Annotated in this window: 13 protein-coding genes; 11 read left to right on the top strand and 2 right to left on the bottom strand. The window is 45.7% G+C overall.

The genetic code is table 11. From position 1 onward, the window contains the following. The first annotated feature begins 88 nt into the window (after positions 1-88). The 5 genes from AC5O63_RS07285 (at position 89) to AC5O63_RS07265 (ending at position 7,346) form a co-directional block, all read left to right on the top strand. On the top strand, positions 89-2,446 hold the full coding sequence (locus AC5O63_RS07285) for a fatty acid cis/trans isomerase (protein WP_494504450.1): 2,358 nt from the start codon (positions 89-91) through the stop codon (positions 2,444-2,446). A gap of 39 nt (positions 2,447-2,485) precedes the next feature. Continuing rightward, complete coding sequence (locus AC5O63_RS07280; protein ID WP_004745669.1) at positions 2,486-2,674, top strand: hypothetical protein; 189 nt, start codon at positions 2,486-2,488, stop codon at positions 2,672-2,674. Between the two features lie 165 nt (positions 2,675-2,839). After that, positions 2,840-4,588, top strand: a complete 1,749-nt coding sequence (locus AC5O63_RS07275; protein WP_494504449.1) for a formate--tetrahydrofolate ligase — start codon at positions 2,840-2,842, stop codon at positions 4,586-4,588. 141 nt (positions 4,589-4,729) lie between these two features. Next, complete coding sequence (locus AC5O63_RS07270; protein WP_494504448.1) at positions 4,730-6,619, top strand: DUF294 nucleotidyltransferase-like domain-containing protein; 1,890 nt, start codon at positions 4,730-4,732, stop codon at positions 6,617-6,619. Positions 6,620-6,626: 7 nt separating this feature from the next. Then, complete coding sequence (locus AC5O63_RS07265; protein ID WP_494504447.1) at positions 6,627-7,346, top strand: 3'-5' exonuclease; 720 nt, start codon at positions 6,627-6,629, stop codon at positions 7,344-7,346. A gap of 63 nt (positions 7,347-7,409) precedes the next feature. Here the strand turns inward: AC5O63_RS07265 and AC5O63_RS07260 are convergent, their stop codons facing one another. Continuing rightward, positions 7,410-8,981, bottom strand: a complete 1,572-nt coding sequence (locus tag AC5O63_RS07260) for a BCCT family transporter (RefSeq protein WP_425666913.1) — start codon at positions 8,979-8,981, stop codon at positions 7,410-7,412. 377 nt (positions 8,982-9,358) lie between these two features. Between AC5O63_RS07260 and AC5O63_RS07255 the strand changes: the two genes are divergently transcribed. Both AC5O63_RS07255 and AC5O63_RS07250 read left to right on the top strand, forming a co-directional pair. Further along, a complete protein-coding gene (locus AC5O63_RS07255; protein ID WP_494504446.1) occupies positions 9,359-9,835 on the top strand; it encodes a MarR family winged helix-turn-helix transcriptional regulator in 477 nt (158 codons plus the stop codon). 89 nt (positions 9,836-9,924) lie between these two features. Continuing rightward, positions 9,925-10,983: a GGDEF domain-containing protein gene (locus AC5O63_RS07250; protein ID WP_494504445.1), complete on the top strand. Its 1,059-nt coding sequence runs from the start codon at positions 9,925-9,927 to the stop codon at positions 10,981-10,983. Here AC5O63_RS07250 and AC5O63_RS07245 read toward each other — a convergent pair. Continuing rightward, positions 10,970-11,431: an Lrp/AsnC family transcriptional regulator gene (locus tag AC5O63_RS07245; RefSeq protein ID WP_494504444.1), complete on the bottom strand. Its 462-nt coding sequence runs from the start codon at positions 11,429-11,431 to the stop codon at positions 10,970-10,972. The two genes, AC5O63_RS07250 and AC5O63_RS07245, sit on opposite strands and share 14 nt — an antisense overlap. Before the next feature lie 145 nt (positions 11,432-11,576). Here AC5O63_RS07245 and AC5O63_RS07240 point away from each other — a divergent pair, with 145 nt between their 5' ends. The 4 genes from AC5O63_RS07240 to AC5O63_RS07225 all read left to right on the top strand — a co-directional run bounded on the left by AC5O63_RS07240 (position 11,577) and on the right by AC5O63_RS07225 (position 16,614). Beyond that, positions 11,577-12,512 carry a DMT family transporter gene (locus AC5O63_RS07240; RefSeq protein ID WP_494504443.1) on the top strand — a complete coding sequence of 312 codons (936 nt, stop codon included), beginning with the start codon at positions 11,577-11,579 and terminating at the stop codon, positions 12,510-12,512. 81 nt (positions 12,513-12,593) lie between these two features. Next, positions 12,594-12,902: a cysteine-rich CWC family protein gene (locus tag AC5O63_RS07235; RefSeq protein WP_494504442.1), complete on the top strand. Its 309-nt coding sequence runs from the start codon at positions 12,594-12,596 to the stop codon at positions 12,900-12,902. 210 nt (positions 12,903-13,112) lie between these two features. Further along, on the top strand, positions 13,113-14,318 hold the full coding sequence (gene emrD / locus AC5O63_RS07230; RefSeq protein ID WP_494504441.1) for a multidrug efflux MFS transporter EmrD: 1,206 nt from the start codon (positions 13,113-13,115) through the stop codon (positions 14,316-14,318). Positions 14,319-14,550: 232 nt separating this feature from the next. Then, the gene (locus AC5O63_RS07225; protein WP_494504440.1) at positions 14,551-16,614 is read left to right on the top strand and encodes a TonB-dependent receptor domain-containing protein; all 2,064 of its coding nucleotides are present in this window, start codon (positions 14,551-14,553) and stop codon (positions 16,612-16,614) included. The last annotated feature ends 51 nt before the right edge of the window (positions 16,615-16,665 follow it).

Below are 16,665 nucleotides of genomic sequence, written 5' to 3'. Positions count from 1 at the left end.
TTTTTATCAATTGGGCAAAAGTATTATTTGCCATTATTGAAGCCATCTGCTGCAATTAGTCCATTGAATAGTCAGTACAAGTATCCAGATGAATTTACGTACATTTTTGATGATGGCAGTGGTATTAACGTTCGCCGGCTGTGCCACTTATGCTGGGCTAAATTACGACCAGTTATTTGGCGAACCTAACGTGCAGGAGCGCCGCACTGATGTGGATAGCACAGAAAGTGATTTCTTCCTTACCGAAGTTAAACCCATTATCGATAAACGCTGTGTTGTCTGCCACGCTTGTTACGATGCCCCATGCCAACTGAAAATGTCATCAGTTGAAGGGATCGACCGCGGTTCAAGTAAAGAACTCATCTATCAAGGGACTCGCCTAACAGCAGCCACACCTCATCGACTATTTGAGGATGCTCAAACTACTCAAGAGTGGCGCGATCTTGGTTTTAGCCCAGTCCTCAATGAACGTGTACAAAATCCAACCGCCAACTTAGAAGCCGGACTGATTGCTCGCATGCTGATGCAAAAAGAGGCTCACCCGCTGCCAGATCAAACTCAACTCGAAGGGTTCGATTTTTCAATTGACCGCTCTCAAGTTTGTCCGACGATTGAAGAATATGACCAGTACTTACAGGACTACCCGACTTGGGGTATGCCTTATGGGATGCCAAACCTCGCTTCCAACGAATACTCCACGCTGATCAGTTGGCTACAAGATGGTGCGATAATGAATCAGCCGCTGCCTTTAACGCCAGCGCAAGCACAGCTAGTGAGCGAATACGAAACACTGCTCAACAAAAGTTCTCGTAAGGTTCAGCTTACTTCTCGTTACATCTACGAACATCTGTTTTTGTCGCACTTATACTTTTCCGACTTAAACGAACAGCAGCCACGCTTCTTTACCTTAGTGCGCTCTGCGACTCCACCAGGCCAACCTGTGAAGCGCATTGCGACTCGCCGACCGTATGATGATCCGGGCGTTTCTCGCGTTTATTACCGATTGATTCCAGAGCAAGGCACCATTGTTGATAAAACTCATATGCCATTTGCCTTGAATGAACAGCGAATCAATGATTGGAAAGAGTGGTTTATCGACGCGGATTATGATGTTGCGAAGCTACCTGGCTATACCCCAGATATCGCCGCAAACCCGATGACGGCGTTTATTGATATACCGGTTAAAGCGCGCTTCAAGTTTATGCTCGACAATTCCCAGAACACGATCAATGCCTTCATCAAAGGACCAGTGTGTCGTGGGCAATTGGCGCTAAATGTCATCAATGACCGCTTCTGGGTGTTCTTCCTCGACCCAGACAAAGCAGATATTCCTGAAGTGAACGAGTTTTATCGCGCGCAAGCAGACAACTTAAAACTGCCTGGTGAGCTTGAAAGCAATACCTTGCCCGTGACGAACTGGGTATCTTATTCAAGGCAGCAAGCGCGTTATTTACAAGCAAAGTCTGACTTTATCAATCAGTGGTTTGAAGGCGGTAAGCATCTTACCACCGATGTCATTTGGACGGGAGAAGGAACCAATCAGAACGCTGCCCTTACAGTATTCAGGCACTTTGATAGCGCTTCTGTTGTTCAGGGCTTAGTCGGCACTCCCCCAAAAACCGCTTGGGTACTGGACTATGCTCTCATCGAGCGTATCCACTATTTACTAGTGGCTGGGTTCGATGTGTACGGCAACTTCGGCCATCAGTTAATGACGCGAATGTTTATGGATTTCTTGCGCCTAGAAGGCGAAAGTAACTTCGTTGCCCTACTGCCTAGAGAGATGCGCCATAAAGAGCACTCAAGTTGGTACAAAGACCAAAGTGCTCAGCTTAGTGACTTCTTACAACGTAACGTTAAGCCGTTTGATCAACCTACACAAGTGCCGTATCAGACAGACGATCCAAAAGCTGAGCTATACGATATTTTGCAGACTCAACTTGCTCCTGTTTTAACTAACCGCTTCAAGATCGAGCAAACGGGAATGAAGCAGGAAAATGAGCAACTGCTACGTAGTATAGATAGCATCAAAGGCAAAGGGCTTATCTATCTACCTCAGATAATGATGTTAATGATTGAGTCTGATAGTGGTAAAGATCAGCTCTACACCTTGCTGCACAACAATGCTCATACCAACATTTCCAGTCTATTTGATGAAGAGAGTAACCGCGATCCAGCCAATGATGACCTTACTTTGGTTCGTGGAGTGATCGGCAGCTACCCTGCTGCGTATCTATCCCTTAAAGAACAGCAAGTGCCAAAACTGGTCGAAATGTTGAAAAATATTTCGAGCGAAGAAGATTACGTTAAGCTGTTGGATACCTTTGCAATTCGTCGTAGTTCAGACCAATTCTGGCCGTTTAGCGACAGAATTCATGCATGGTATCAAGAGGATCAACCTATCGAATTTGGCCTACTTGACTACAATAGATTTGAGAATAGGTAGAACCGTTCAACTGCGCATGACACGCTCAGGGAGGTGACTATGGGTATCAATGACAGCATTAGAGCTTTAGAACAACAAATTTATGTTGCCTGCTCAGAAGGTGATTACGACACCGTACAGATGCTCGAACATCAACTTGATAGCCTTAGGAACAAGGCAGAACATCCATTTGATGATGATCCTTATGCTCCTGAAGGGAAAATAATCCCTGAAGATGACTGGTACTAACGAAAACGCCCCATCGTAATTTACATGGGGCTTTCTTTTGCCCATCGCCCATGACACACGTATAATCCACTCTCCTACAATCAGAGCTTTACAAAGCAAATTTAATCGCTATTATTTGCACGCAAACGATTGCCTCACTTTTTATGTGTCTATTTTGAGGGTTTTATGCTGTCTGATATTGAGATCTGTCGCGAGACAAAACTACACCCAATTTCTCAAGTTGCTGAGCGTGCTGGTTTGCATGCCAACGAATTCCATAGCCAAGGAAAGCACAAGGCTAAAGTAAGTTTACACAGCCTCAAACGTCTGCAGGAAAACTCAACTGGCAAGCTTATTCTGGTTACCGCGATTACGCCAACGCCACTCGGCGAAGGCAAAACAGTGACGACGATTGGTCTGTCTCAGGGCATTGCCAAACTCAAACGTTCAGTCATGGCATGTATACGCCAACCTTCAATGGGCCCTGTATTTGGTGTCAAAGGTGGCGCTGCAGGCGGTGGTTACTCTCAGGTGGCTCCAATGGAAGAGCTAAACCTGCACCTTACAGGCGATATTCATGCGGTTACCGCAGCGCACAACTTAGCCGCAGCGGCCATAGATGCGCGTATCTATCACGAGCAACGTCAAGGCTGTAAAGACTTTGAACAGCGCAGTGGTTTGACTGCCCTCAAAATTGACCCTCAGCGCGTTGTCTGGAAACGTGTCATGGACCACAACGACCGAGCGCTACGTATGGTTACTGTCGGTCAAAATGAAGCCAATAAAACGATTAATGGCTTCGAACGCCAAGATGGATTTGATATCTCAGCCGCTTCTGAGCTTATGGCGATTCTTGCTCTTGCTTCTGATTTAAAAGACCTTCGCGCACGCATTGGCCGTATTGTTGTCGCTTACGATATCGAAGGCAAACCTATCACCACGGAAGATTTGCAGGTCGCTGGTGCCATGGCCGTCAGCATGAAAGAAGCGATTGAGCCAACCTTAATGCAAACCTTAGAAGGCGTTCCAACGCTTATCCACGCAGGGCCGTTTGCTAATATTGCTCATGGTAACTCATCAATAATCGCTGACAACATCGCGACAAAACTGTGCGATTACACTGTGACTGAAGGTGGCTTTGGTTCAGATATGGGGTTTGAGAAGGCGTGTAATATCAAAGCTCAAATGTCAGATAAATCACCCGATTGTGCAGTGATAGTGGCTACACTACGCGGCCTCAAAGCGAACTCTGGGCACTACGACCTAAAACCAGGCCAAGCGATACCTGAGTCGCTATTTGAAAATGACGAAAATGCCCTCGTTGCTGGATTCGGAAACTTAAAATGGCATATTAACAACGTCAACAAGTACGGTGTGCCTGCGGTCGTTGCGATCAACCGTTTTCCGCAAGACAGTGACCAAGAACTTCAAGCACTAAAAGCTATGATTGAAGCGTTGCCAAATGATGTCGAAGTCGCTATCAGTGAAGGCTTTGCTAAAGGTGGTGACGGCACAGTAGAGTTAGCAGAGAAAGTCATCGCACAGTGTAACAAAACGGCTCACTTCAAACCTCTGTACCAATTTAGCCAAACAACCGAAGAAAAACTGATGGCTGTTGCTGAAGCAGGTTATGGCGCTTGTGGGGTTACATTGAGCTACCAAGCAAGAAAACAACTTGATGAGTTAAAACAGCACGGTTTTGATGACTTAGCGGTATGCCTTGCGAAAACGCCACTGTCTATTTCTACCAACGGTAGTATAAAAGGCGCGCCTTCTGGCTTTGATGTTCCAATCCGCGAACTGAGACTGTGTGCGGGTGCGGGCTTTGTTTATGCGCTTTGTGGCAACGTAATGACGATGCCGGGCTTACCAGAGAAGCCTGCGTTTATGAATCTCGATCTCGATGACGAAGGCAATATTATTGGCTTAAGCTAACCGCGATTGACCAACGAATTCTCGAAGAGGCTAAGTGATTAAAACTTAGCCTTTTTTCTTTAGCGCCATCTCGACAAGTCATGCAGTCCACCACAAGATCATGTACCATTGAAACATTACTCGAACAGACCGGATGTTTTCATGGAAGCAGAGTTATTGGAAATTAAAAATTTCCTATCCCAACACCCACCTTTTGACGAACTCGAAGACGATGTACTCAACTATGTCACCAAACACGTTGAGATTTCTTACTACCGTGAAGATACGCCTATCATCCACTTCGGCGATGAGATCCACGATCTCTATATGGTACGAAGCGGTGTGGTTGAAGTTTATCGACGCAAAGGCGAACTCTACAACCGTCTTGATGAAGGATCCTTGTTTGGTCAGATGGGGCTGCTCACAAACAACAAAGTGCGTTTCCCAGCCAAAGCGATAAAAGATACTCTGCTCTACTGTATCCCTGAGGCGGTCTTCCAAGAACTCTACGACGAGCATGAAACCTTCGCTGATTTCGTTGAGGTAGAAGATACCGCGCGTTTGCGTCAAACCGTCTCTAATAGCAGTGAACAAAACGACCTGACGACGTCCAAAGTAAGAACCCTACTCACCAGTGAAGCGCCAACGATTCCAATGTCTGAAGCGATTCAGAACGCGGCAATCAAAATGGCGGAAGAAAATGTTTCTTCACTATTGATCGTCGACCCAGATATTGCTCAAGATGACGAAGACGACAACAACCCACTGGTTGGTATCATCACTGACCGTGACCTATGTACCCGTGTCCTCGCCCAAGGCTTAGACCCAAGCGATGATGTGTCAACGGTAATGACCACAGAGGTGATTTCACTCGACCATAACGCTTATGTGTATGAAGCCATGCTGACAATGCTGCGTTATAACGTCCATCACCTTCCTGTGCTAAAGGATAAGCAGCCAATTGGTATCATCGAAGCCACGGATATTGTCCGTTACGAATCTCAAAACTCTCTGCTACTCGTCAGTACCATTTTCCAGCAACAGTCAGTCGAAGAGCTTTCGACCCTTTCAGAGCAAGTAAAAGACAGCTTCGTGCGTTTGGTGAATGAAGACGCCAACTCACATATGGTGGGTAGTGCGATGTCAGTTATCGGCAGAAGCTTTAAACAACGCATCATCGAGCTTGCAGAAGAAGAGCTTGGTGAGCCTCCCGTCCCCTACTGTTTTGTTGCACTGGGCTCTATGGGTCGAGACGAACAACTGCTGGTCACCGACCAAGACAATGCCATCATTCTTGATAACACCTTTGTTAAAGAGCAGCATGACAGTTACTTTGCTCAGCTAGCGAAAATTGTCTGTGACGGCTTAGACAAATGCGGTTACACCTACTGTACTGGCGACATTATGGCAACCAATCCAGATTGGCGTATGACTCGTACCGAATGGGAAGAGTGTTTTGCTGATTGGATTGATGACCCAAACCCTAAAGCCCTACTTAACGCCTCGATATTTTTTGACCTCGACGGTGTTTATGGTCGATTAAAATGGGCCGAGCACCTCAATGGGTTTATTGTGCGCCGTGCACGTAAGAACAATCGCTTCCTCGCCTGCTTAGCCCGCAATGCCATGAACCGCACTCCACCTCTCGGCTTCTTCAAAGACTTCGTGATGGAGAAAGATGGTCAGCATAAGAACTCCATCAATCTTAAACGTCGCGGAACTGCGCCACTCGCAGATTTAATTCGTGTGCATGCGCTCGCCGTTGGCTCTCGCTCTAAGAACTCTTTTGAGCGATTGGATGATATTCACGAGGCAGGCATTCTACCTAAAGGTAAAGCTCGAGACTTAAGTGATGCACTCGAATTTATTTCTATGGTGCGAATTCGCCACCAAGCACTAGACGTTGAAAACAAGATTGATCCTGATAACAACATTGAGCCGGAAAACCTGTCAGATTTTGAGAGACGCAATTTAAAAGATGCATTCCAAATTCTAAGTAACGCGCAAAACTTCTTGAAGTTCCGTTACCAAGCCAGCAACAACTTTAAGTGAGGTGGCTATGCTGAATAAAATTATGTCTCCACCCTCTATTGACTGGCAAACTAAGTTCAGCCGTAAGTTAGAGGTCGCACAGAACGACGCTTTAAAACAATATTATCAGGCGGGAGTGCCCGCTCCTTCGACTCCACTTGAAGACGTCACCTTTCTAGCTATGGACTTTGAAACCACAGGGCTTGATTCCGATGAGGATGACATCATTACCATTGGTACTGTGCCATTTAACCTCAATCGCATTTTTATCAATCAAGCGCAGCATTGGACCGTTAAACCGCGCAAGCAGTTAGCTGAAGAGTCAGTCGTCATTCATGGTATTACCCACACCGATGTGTTAGACGCACCAGATCTTATTGGCGTTTATGAAGAGATACTTGCCCAGATGGCAGGTAAGATCATGGTGGTTCATTACCAGCGAATTGAGCGTGAGTTTTTTGATAAAGCGCTTAATGCACGCATCAAAGAAGGCATTGAGTTTCCAGTTGTCGATACTATGCACATCGAAACTCAGCTGCAGCAAAAAGCCAGTGGCGGGATCTTAAATAAAATACGAGGTAGAAAACCTGAGTCGGTAAGACTTGGAGCAAGTCGCTCTCGGTATGGGTTACCGCTCTACACACCACACCATGCATTGACTGATGCGGTGGCGACAGCTGAACTTCTGCAAGCACAAATTGCCCATCACTACGATAGAAGCATGCCTATCAGCCAACTCTGGATTTAGTCTATTCCTAGCTCTCATTAAAAAAGGGACGATATTCGTCCCTTTTTAGTTTGATAGCTGTGCTTATCGCTTCTCAGTACGCATACCCATTAGCAAGCTGACACACATCAATAGCAATACGAAGGTAAATGGCAAGGCTGTTGAAATAGCACCTGCTTGAAGCGCTTGAACCGCCTCAGAGCCACCAATCCACAGTAGAGCTACCGCAATCGCACCTTCCATGAAGGCCCAGAATACACGCTGAATCACAGGAGCATCCACCTTACCACCAGCGGTAATACTGTCGATCACCAACGAGCCAGAATCCGATGAAGTAATAAAGAATACCAGAACAAGAATTACTGCAATGATAGATAGGATCGAACCAAACGGAAGTACATCGAACATTTGGAACATAGCCAGTGATACATCGGTAAGACCTTCAGAGCCTAACTCACCCACGCCGTTAATCACTTGGTCAATTGCCATACCACCAAACGTCGACATCCAAAGTAACGTCACTGCAGTTGGAACTAGCAATACTGCCGTAATAAATTCACGTACTGTACGACCTTTAGATACACGTGCGATAAACATACCCACGAATGGTGACCAAGAAATCCACCAAGCCCAGTAGAATACTGTCCAGCCTTGGAACCAGGCTTCATCTTCACGGCCGTGAGGGTTACTTAATGGTACTAAGTTTTCCAAGTAAGCCATTAGTGTCGTACCAATGTTACCGACAACCATTGCGTAGCCAATCAGTGCAACCAAAATCAGCAGTAGGAAAGCAACGATCATGTTGATGTTACTGATAACCTTTACACCGCCATCAATACCGCGAAGTACTGAAACGACCGCAAGCAAAGTCACTACTGTGATAACGACGATTTGGAGCCCAAGACCAGACTCAATACCGAACACATGGTGAATACCACTTGCCGCTTGTTGAGCGCCTAAACCTAGCGATGTTGCCAAACCAAACAAGGTAGCCAATACAGCTAGAATATCAACAATATGGCCTGCCCAGCCCCAAGCGCGATCACCAAGGATTGGGTAGAAAATTGAACGAATAGAAAGTGGTAAACCTTTATTGTAAGCGAAGAAAGCTAACGATAATGCCACAACACCATAAATTGCCCATGGGTGTAAGCCCCAGTGGTACATTGTCGCACCTAACGCGAGTTTCGCCGCTTCCGGTGTATTCGCTTCAACGCCAAGTGGGGTTTCATACCAACCGGTAAAGTAAGCCACAGGTTCTGCAACACTCCAGAACATCAAGCCGATACCCATACCAGCAGCAAACAGCATTGAAAGCCATGAAAGGTAAGAGTAGTCAGCCGTTGCGTCAGTTCCACCGAGGCGAATCTTACCTAGTGGCGAAACAATCAAGGCTAAGCAGAAAATAACGAAGATATTACCTGACCAGATAAACAGCCAGTCAAAGCCGCCGATTATCTGCCACTTGATTCCATCCAGAGTCGCTTTAGCAGACTCTGCATCCATAACCAGAACAGCAATTAAAAATACTGCAATCAGACCTGCACTCCATCCAAACACTGGATTGTGCACGTCGAATCCCCATTTCTGTACATTATCTTGTCCGATCGTATAGTCGGTACTGTCGATACTGTACTTATCTATGCCTTTAGTCATCATTCCTCTCTAGCATCTGATCCTTAATGTGTATCAGTATTCACACTCAAATCATTAGAGTTAAAATTGATTTTTATAACAATACAATCTGATACAGCTCTCAATATTGTACGCTTCTTGTCGGTTTGTGCCAGTAATAAGCTGTTTTTTAGCCATAATTTAAGAAAATGGCGACCCGAACGATTGGATATTAACCAATTTAGGTTACACTCAAAATTCAATACTGTTTGAACACTAAATAAGTACACTAAACCATAAACAAGAGAGGGCAAAAACAGTGTGAAAAATTGTGATAATTGAGACTTTTTTTCGTCGATTTTTTCAGGTATTTTTCGCCTACTTTTTTCTACCAACTCTCGACCAACCAAGGAAACGCATTGGAAAAGCACGAAGAAGTTCTGGTCTCGATTCGCCAAATCATCCGAGCGATCGATCTACACTCAAAAAAACTCAGTAAGGAGTCTGGTCTTACCGGCCCTCAACTGATCCTAATGCGTTCGATTAAAGAGCTAGGTGAAGTGACGATTCGCCAACTTTCGGACCATACCAATATGAGCCAAGCGACGGCGACCACCATACTCGATCGTATAGAGCGCAATGGTCTTGTACAGCGCGTGCGTAGTGTGAAAGACAAACGTAAAGTGCACGCCCATCTGACTGAGAAAGGTCAGGCGCTGTTACTCGAAGCACCAACCCCACTGCAGCAAAGCTTTATTACCAAGTTCCAGCGTTTAGAAGAGTGGGAACAGTCGCTTATGCTATCTTCGGTTCAACGTATTTCTTCAATGATGAATGCGGAAGATATCGATGTCGCGCCAGTCCTTGAGTTAGGTAGCATTACTAAGCCTGAATAACCACCCAGAAATTTGCTTTCATCCTGCTTTGAGCATACGTTTATTGGTACAACAATAATAAACTCTAACTAGCAGTCAGAGAGGATGTAATGGGTAAGAGTGATACATTACATAAGCAACACGACGAGGCGATACTCGACTTAACGCAACAAAAACAGTTGCTAAAAGTTATCGCCACGATAACGCTACTCGTGTTCGTACCACTCGGGGTTAAAAACATTATCATCGGCGAGTTGATGCTAGGTATTGTCTTGCTCGCCTTTGAAATATCATTGCTGCTCGAAGTCACTGCCATTGTTTACAATAAGCAGACTTTTTTTAGTTATTACCTACCGCTTTCACTACTCATCATATCCGCAATCTTAACCGTTGCCATTTTTGGTACATTGGGGACGTATTGGCTTTACCCAGTCGTTATCGGAATCATTTTTCTTCTGCCGAAGCGCGAAGCCATCATCTCCAACGCGATTATGATCACGACCTCTGGTTATGCGGCAACACTCCATGTTGACCATGGGATTACCGCTCGGTACGTCATCTCTTTGATCGTAACTGCCATCTTGGTTCACGTGGTTGTTGGAGCCGTACGCAAACTACAGGCTGACATGCATAACTTACTCGTCCGTGACCCTATGACTGGCGCATTTAACCGACACGAACTCAGCAGTTCCCTTGAAGAGGCGATTGAACACTACTCCACCTCCACCATAGCCATCGTGGATGTTGATCGATTCAAGTACATCAATGACCGTTATGGTCATGATGTGGGAGACAGGGTACTAATGCTGATTGTCAAAACCTTCAATCGCTATATGGGGCCGTCTGATAAGCTTTTCCGCTTAGGTGGTGACGAGTTTCTTCTTATCTTTCATGGTAAGGATCGGCTGCTTACTGAAGAGATCATGAACTATATCGCCAAAGAAATTCGGCATACTGTTCATGCTAACTCTACGGGGATAACCATCAGCGTTGGCGTCGCTGAATCCGAACCTTTTACAGAAATTCGCGAATGGATGAAGCGCGCTGACCTAGCGTTATACGAATCTAAACGTTTAGGGCGTGACAGGGTGTCATACTATACGCCCTCTATGTCGGCACAATTTGAACAACGGGAAATTGAAATATCTGGGCGTGCTAACCTCCGCTAAAGATTGGCAGCTCACTCCCCCCTTTGACTTGGCGAATCGCCAAATGGGTATGAATGTCTTTGACGTTTTCTAAACGCTGCAACTTACGAGTGAAAGATTCATACCCTGCTAAATCATGACTGACTACTTCTAAAAGATAGTCATACGCTCCAGAGACAACGTGGCAACTGATCACCTCATCCATTTCTTGTACCGCTTGTTCAAAATCATCAATACTCAACGCTTGGTGGTTGTTTAAGCTCACCTCAACAAACACCGTCATACCTACACCGATAAGATCTTTGTTTAGGCTTGCACGATAATTAGCAATGATTCCTGACTCTTCAAGTCGCTTAATTCTTCTCGCGCAAGGCGAAGCAGACAAACCAACCTTATCTGCAATATCTGCTGTTGACTGACGAGCGTCTTGCTGAAGCAAACGTAAGATGTGCTTATCAATTCGATCCATAAGCTTTGCGCCTTTTTCTAGCTAATAAATGATATAATTTGGCTGTTTCAGCCAATATTACTCGATATAGTAATGAATATTGCCAGATTTAACCTCCCGTTACGTCTCATAATATTCACAAGTTTAATTTTGGTCACATACGGAAATGCTTTCTGGATATTTGGCAATGATTGCCACGCTATTACTTTGGTCTGGTTTCTTCCTGTCACTGAGAAGTGGAGCACACTCAGAACTGCTCACGGCAGATATCGCGCTCACGCGCTTTATCATTCCCTGTGTTGTGTTACTCCCACTCGTTTACAAAGCCAGAGAGGCGATCCTTGCGGTTCCTAAACGCTATCTTCTCGGTATGTTCATTGGTAGCGGCTTACCGTATCTGCTTGTTGCCGGAACAGGGATGAAGTTCGCTCCAGTCTCAGATGGCAGTGCTCTGATCCCCGGCACACTCCCTCTTTTTGTGTCTGGAATCGCGGTATTGATTTTTAAACAGCCACTCAGTTCTCACCGAATTTTTGGTTTAGCGCTTGTGGTTGGTGGCATCGCCACCTTTCTAATGCAAAGTGTCGGCAATGCTCATTCTGATTTACTGCAAGGTCAGATGCTGTTTCTTATCGGTAGTGCAATGTGGGCAACCTTTACTATTTGTGCCCGTGTCTCGAACCTAAATCCGTTAGCGGCCTCTGGACTAATCTCTCTTATGTCCATGTTCGTTCTATGCGGCCTTATTTTTACTGGTGTGCTCGACAGTTACCTTTATCAACATAACCCTACTGAGTGGCCATGGAGAGAGTTAGGTGGGCACATCATGCTGCAAGGTGTTGGAGCAGGCCTAATCGCTGCCTTTACTTACCTTCACGCAATATCAATCTTAGGGGCTGAACGCACCGCCGCATTTGGCGCTGCAACCCCAGCGGTTGCAACTCTACTTGCGATACCTGTTTTCAATGAGCACCCTTCACCATTAAGTTGGCTAGCACTGAGTCTTATTTGTGTAGGGAGTTTAATTGCAAGCAACATCCTGATGAAAAAAGACACCTCGCTTCAGTATCAGCCCCCATCATTTAAATCGGGGGCTAAGTGATCTCATTAGGTGGTTATTTTTGATGTTGCGCTGTTAACTCGGTATAGTCCTGCACTTACCTAGCTATAGTGGAATCAGACATTGAAAACACCTTGTATCGCTGCCTGTAAAAATAACGATGGGATCTGTAGTGGATGCCATCGCACCATGGATGAAATTGTTAACTGGCGTCATCTTTCTGATCAAGTGCGCGATCAAGTAATGGCAAATCTTAGCGGTAAAATCTCCACGCATAACTGCCCTTCATGCCATCAGCCTGCTCAATGTGATATCAGCCAAGGTAAGTCAACTTGCTGGTGTTTTGAGATTGAAAAACGCGACACGTCAGATCTGACAAAAACCAATACTTGCTTATGCCGCAAGTGTTTATCTAAGCTGCCGACTGCATAAAAGGCAGCTTTGGCAGCATATAAATTTGGATAAGTTTTTCTAATCTAAAATCAAAATTTTTATCTTGCTTAAGATCACACTTTTCAATTGCCAGACTCGCCAACTCACTCTAATATCTCGCGCCTGATAGTTCCCTTTGTTTACTTTAATGATTAGCTTTGTTTACTCAAAGTTAGTGTTTTTTGCGCTTTGAATTTAGGTGTTGTAGAAATGTCTGCGTCTTCTCAAGTGATTAAGTTAACCTTCCTGATCGCAATTTTGACTGCTGTTGGTCAAATGACTCAAACCATGTATGTGCCTTCCATTGGTCATATGGCGAGTGAGTTTTTAGTGACGCCTGCCGCCCTGCAAGCTGTGATGGCGTGCTACTTGATCCCTTACGGATTTTCGCAGTTTATCTACGGCCCATTGTCAGACAGATTAGGACGTAAACCGATCATCGTTGTTGGCTTGCTGATTTATATTGTCGGTACTATCGTTGCTTTGTTTGCTCATAGCTACGATTGGTTTCTAGCCGGTAGCTTTATCCAAGGTCTTGGCATTGGGTGTGGTGGTGCAATGTCACGTACATTGACTCGCGATCTATTTGAAGGCGCAGAGCTGCATAAAGTAAACAGCCTAATTAGCATGTGTGTGATTTTCTCACCATTGATTGCACCCGTACTTGGCGGCTACCTAACCGAAGCGTTTGGCTGGCGCTCTAGCTACTTGTTCTTGGCTCTGTTTGGTATTGCCGTTGTCATTACTATGATGACCAGCTTTATGGAAACATTGCCGCGTGAAAAACGTCGCTACGAAAAAGTCACTAGCAGTTATCGTTATGTTTTGTCAGATCGTCGCTTTCAAGGCTACTTGATCTGCCTGGTGGCAACCTTCTCTGGTATTGCGATTTTTGAAGCAGCCGCGGGTGTTCTACTCGGCGGGGTATTACAACTTCCGGCAACAACAGTGAGCCTGCTGTTTGTACTGCCAATTCCAGGGTATTTGGTAGGTGCTGCGCTATCTAGCTATATTGCCAGTAAACGTAACGAGAAAAGCGCTCTTACGGTAGGCTTAGTCGCAATCATGCTCGGGTCATTGGTCATCTTACTACCTGGCCTGCTTGGACATACTAATGCGCTAAGCTTAATTGGCGGTGCGACCGTTTACTTCTTAGGTGCTGGTATTTTGTTTCCTGCGGCAACCACAGGCGCACTGTCTCCACTGCCTTACCACGCTGGCACAGGTGGCGCGGTACTAGGAGGAATGCAAAACCTAGGCGCAGGTATAGCGACGCTAGGTGCGTCATTAATCCCAGCACCTGATCAAATGCCATTAGGCGCACTAATGCTCATTATGTCGGTATTAGCGTTAGTTGGTTTGATTCGCGTGTACCGAAAAAAAGACCCATCCAACGAGATGCCTCTGGCATACTAATCTAATTTCCCCTTTCAGAGCACCCACGCAGGGTGCTCTCAATCCCTTGCCATGACTGGCTTTGCTTTTTTTGCATAACTCTTTGCACTTAATTAATAACCGTTCTCATTTGCATTAAAAATTAGCGCCATGCTATATCTCCCTCTCGAAAAATATAAGTGAATCAGCCAATGCGTATTCTTACCTTGGACTGCTTCACGCTTTCCCCAAGAAAAGATACGGAGATTTACTCATGGCCTTTAAGCGTTACCATGCCGCAGCCGTTAATCAACCAAGGAAGACGATTCTTGCTTCAGCAGTCTCTACTCTTCTATTTAGCCCTTTAGCTATCGCAGACGAACAAACATCCCCCGAGACAACCACACTCGATGTTGTGACGGTTATCGGTGAAAAAATTGAACGTTCCCTCTATGACACCGCTTCTAGCGTTCAAGTTTTCGACCAAGATAAAATTGATTCGACACCAGGGGCAACACATGTCAGTGATTTGATAAAGCTTACACCAAATATGGTCGACCCCGGCTTGGGCAACAGCTTACCTTCGGTACGTGGTATTGATGGTTCAGGGCCATCGGTTGGTGGTATAGCCAGTTTTGCGGGGACATCAACGCGACTTAATTTATCTATGGATGGACGTTCGCTGACTTATTCGGAAATCGCTTTTGGCCCTCGCTCGCTGTGGGACGTTCAACAAGTTGAGGTGCATTTAGGTCCTCAAAGCTATATCCAAGGGCGAAACGCATCCGCAGGGGCAATCGTCATCAAAACAAACGATCCCACTCACGAATTTGAGACGCGCGTTAAAGGTGGCGTTGCTGAGCAAAACTACACACAAACCGCCGCAATGATCAACGCACCTATCGTTCAAGACCAACTTGCGTTTCGTCTAAGCGTCGATCAACAAAAACAGAAAAGTCATATTGATCTCGAAAACTACTCCCCTGCAGGCGATACACGAAAGATAGAGTCAACTTCAGCAAGAGCCAAACTTCTATTTGAACCTTCCTCTCTGGCTGGATTCAAAAGTGTTCTCGCCATTGACTACATGGATACGCGAGCGCCACAAAATGAAAACGTCATCGGCGATACGTTTGCAGCCAAACGAGCCGTTTATGAGACGAGCGCCACCAGCGGTATCTGGGATATTGAATGGCAGTTCGCAGACCAGTGGACGTTCGAAAATAAGCTCATCGTAAGCAAATTCGACTACGATCGTATTACCGACCCAACAGGCCATCAAGCTGATTTCGTGACCGATGGTGATGAATTCCACATCGAGCCACTGCTACGATACCAGTCCGATGATGACAAGCTGACAGCCCTTATCGGCGCTCGCTATTTTAAAGCCTCTCAAGACGAAGCGTTCACAAACAGCAGGGGCACAAGCCCTATGACTGACGAGAAGGAGACGCAATCTGCGTTTGCTGAAGTCACTTTTTCTGTGACTCCACAGCTCTTCGTTACGCTTGCCGGCCGATTTGAAAAAGAGCATAAGAAGAGAAAGGTGGAACTTCACAAACTCGACTATGATGAAAGCACTTCGGTCTTCTTGCCAAAATTTGATATTGCTTACAAACCGACGTCTAACCATACGATCGGCTTTAATGTTGCCAAAGGCTATAACAACGGCGGAGCGGGACTCAGCTTCAACGCTAAAATCCCTCAAGCAGGTTTCATCAACTACGACTACAAAGAGGAGTTCGTTTGGAACTACGAGCTTTATACGCGACATGGACTACTCAACAATACTGTAGAGCTGACTTCTAATATCTTCTTCAATCAGTACGACGATATGCAGGTACAGCAACTGCGTGACGACGGTTACGTGATTGTCCAAAACCTTAACTCAGCTCATACCTATGGCGCCGAACTGGGTGCGCGCTGGTTGCCAACCTATCAGTTAGAATTGTTTACCAATCTTGGTCTACTCAAAACCGAGTACACGCAAACGGCTAGCGCGGGTGGTCAAGACAAAGAACTCCCTAGAGCTCCGAGGTTAAGCGCCAACTTTGGTGCCCTTTATAACGTAACAGACAATATCGAGGCCTCTGCCAATGCGATCTACACTGGCGAGTACTTCTCAGATCTAGACAATGATTCTGAGATTAAGATCGCCCCATATTGGACCGCTAACGCTCAAGTTTCCTACCTATTTGAACATGGAAAAGCAAGCTTGTTTGCAACCAATCTGTTTGATTCAGACAAGGAGACGCTCGTTAGTTACGCACCTTCACCGGATCAGCCACTTAAGCAGAAGCCGCGCATGATCGGTGCCTCAGTCGAGCTTTTCTTCTAAAACAATAGCGGAGCGAGTAGTCGCTCCATTATTTCAATCGGGATAAGTAAA

Source organism: Vibrio sp. SCP2, from assembly GCF_059295395.1.
This window is presented reverse-complemented; position numbering and strand designations above follow the sequence as displayed.

What these genes read in the sequence shown, in the direction of transcription:
- AC5O63_RS07240 (WP_494504443.1), top strand. Translation starts at nt 11,577, where the DNA reads ATGCTTTCTGGATATTTGGCAATGATTGCCACGCTATTACTTTGGTCT.
- AC5O63_RS07285 (WP_494504450.1), top strand. Translation starts at nt 89, where the DNA reads ATGAATTTACGTACATTTTTGATGATGGCAGTGGTATTAACGTTCGCC.
- AC5O63_RS07250 (WP_494504445.1), top strand. Translation starts at nt 9,925, where the DNA reads ATGGGTAAGAGTGATACATTACATAAGCAACACGACGAGGCGATACTC.
- AC5O63_RS07225 (WP_494504440.1), top strand. Translation starts at nt 14,551, where the DNA reads ATGGCCTTTAAGCGTTACCATGCCGCAGCCGTTAATCAACCAAGGAAG.
- AC5O63_RS07270 (WP_494504448.1), top strand. Translation starts at nt 4,730, where the DNA reads ATGGAAGCAGAGTTATTGGAAATTAAAAATTTCCTATCCCAACACCCA.
- AC5O63_RS07275 (WP_494504449.1), top strand. Translation starts at nt 2,840, where the DNA reads ATGCTGTCTGATATTGAGATCTGTCGCGAGACAAAACTACACCCAATT.
- AC5O63_RS07280 (WP_004745669.1), top strand. Translation starts at nt 2,486, where the DNA reads ATGGGTATCAATGACAGCATTAGAGCTTTAGAACAACAAATTTATGTT.
- AC5O63_RS07260 (WP_425666913.1), bottom strand. Translation starts at nt 8,981, where the DNA reads ATGACTAAAGGCATAGATAAGTACAGTATCGACAGTACCGACTATACG.
- AC5O63_RS07265 (WP_494504447.1), top strand. Translation starts at nt 6,627, where the DNA reads ATGCTGAATAAAATTATGTCTCCACCCTCTATTGACTGGCAAACTAAG.
- emrD (WP_494504441.1), top strand. Translation starts at nt 13,113, where the DNA reads ATGTCTGCGTCTTCTCAAGTGATTAAGTTAACCTTCCTGATCGCAATT.
- AC5O63_RS07245 (WP_494504444.1), bottom strand. Translation starts at nt 11,431, where the DNA reads ATGGATCGAATTGATAAGCACATCTTACGTTTGCTTCAGCAAGACGCT.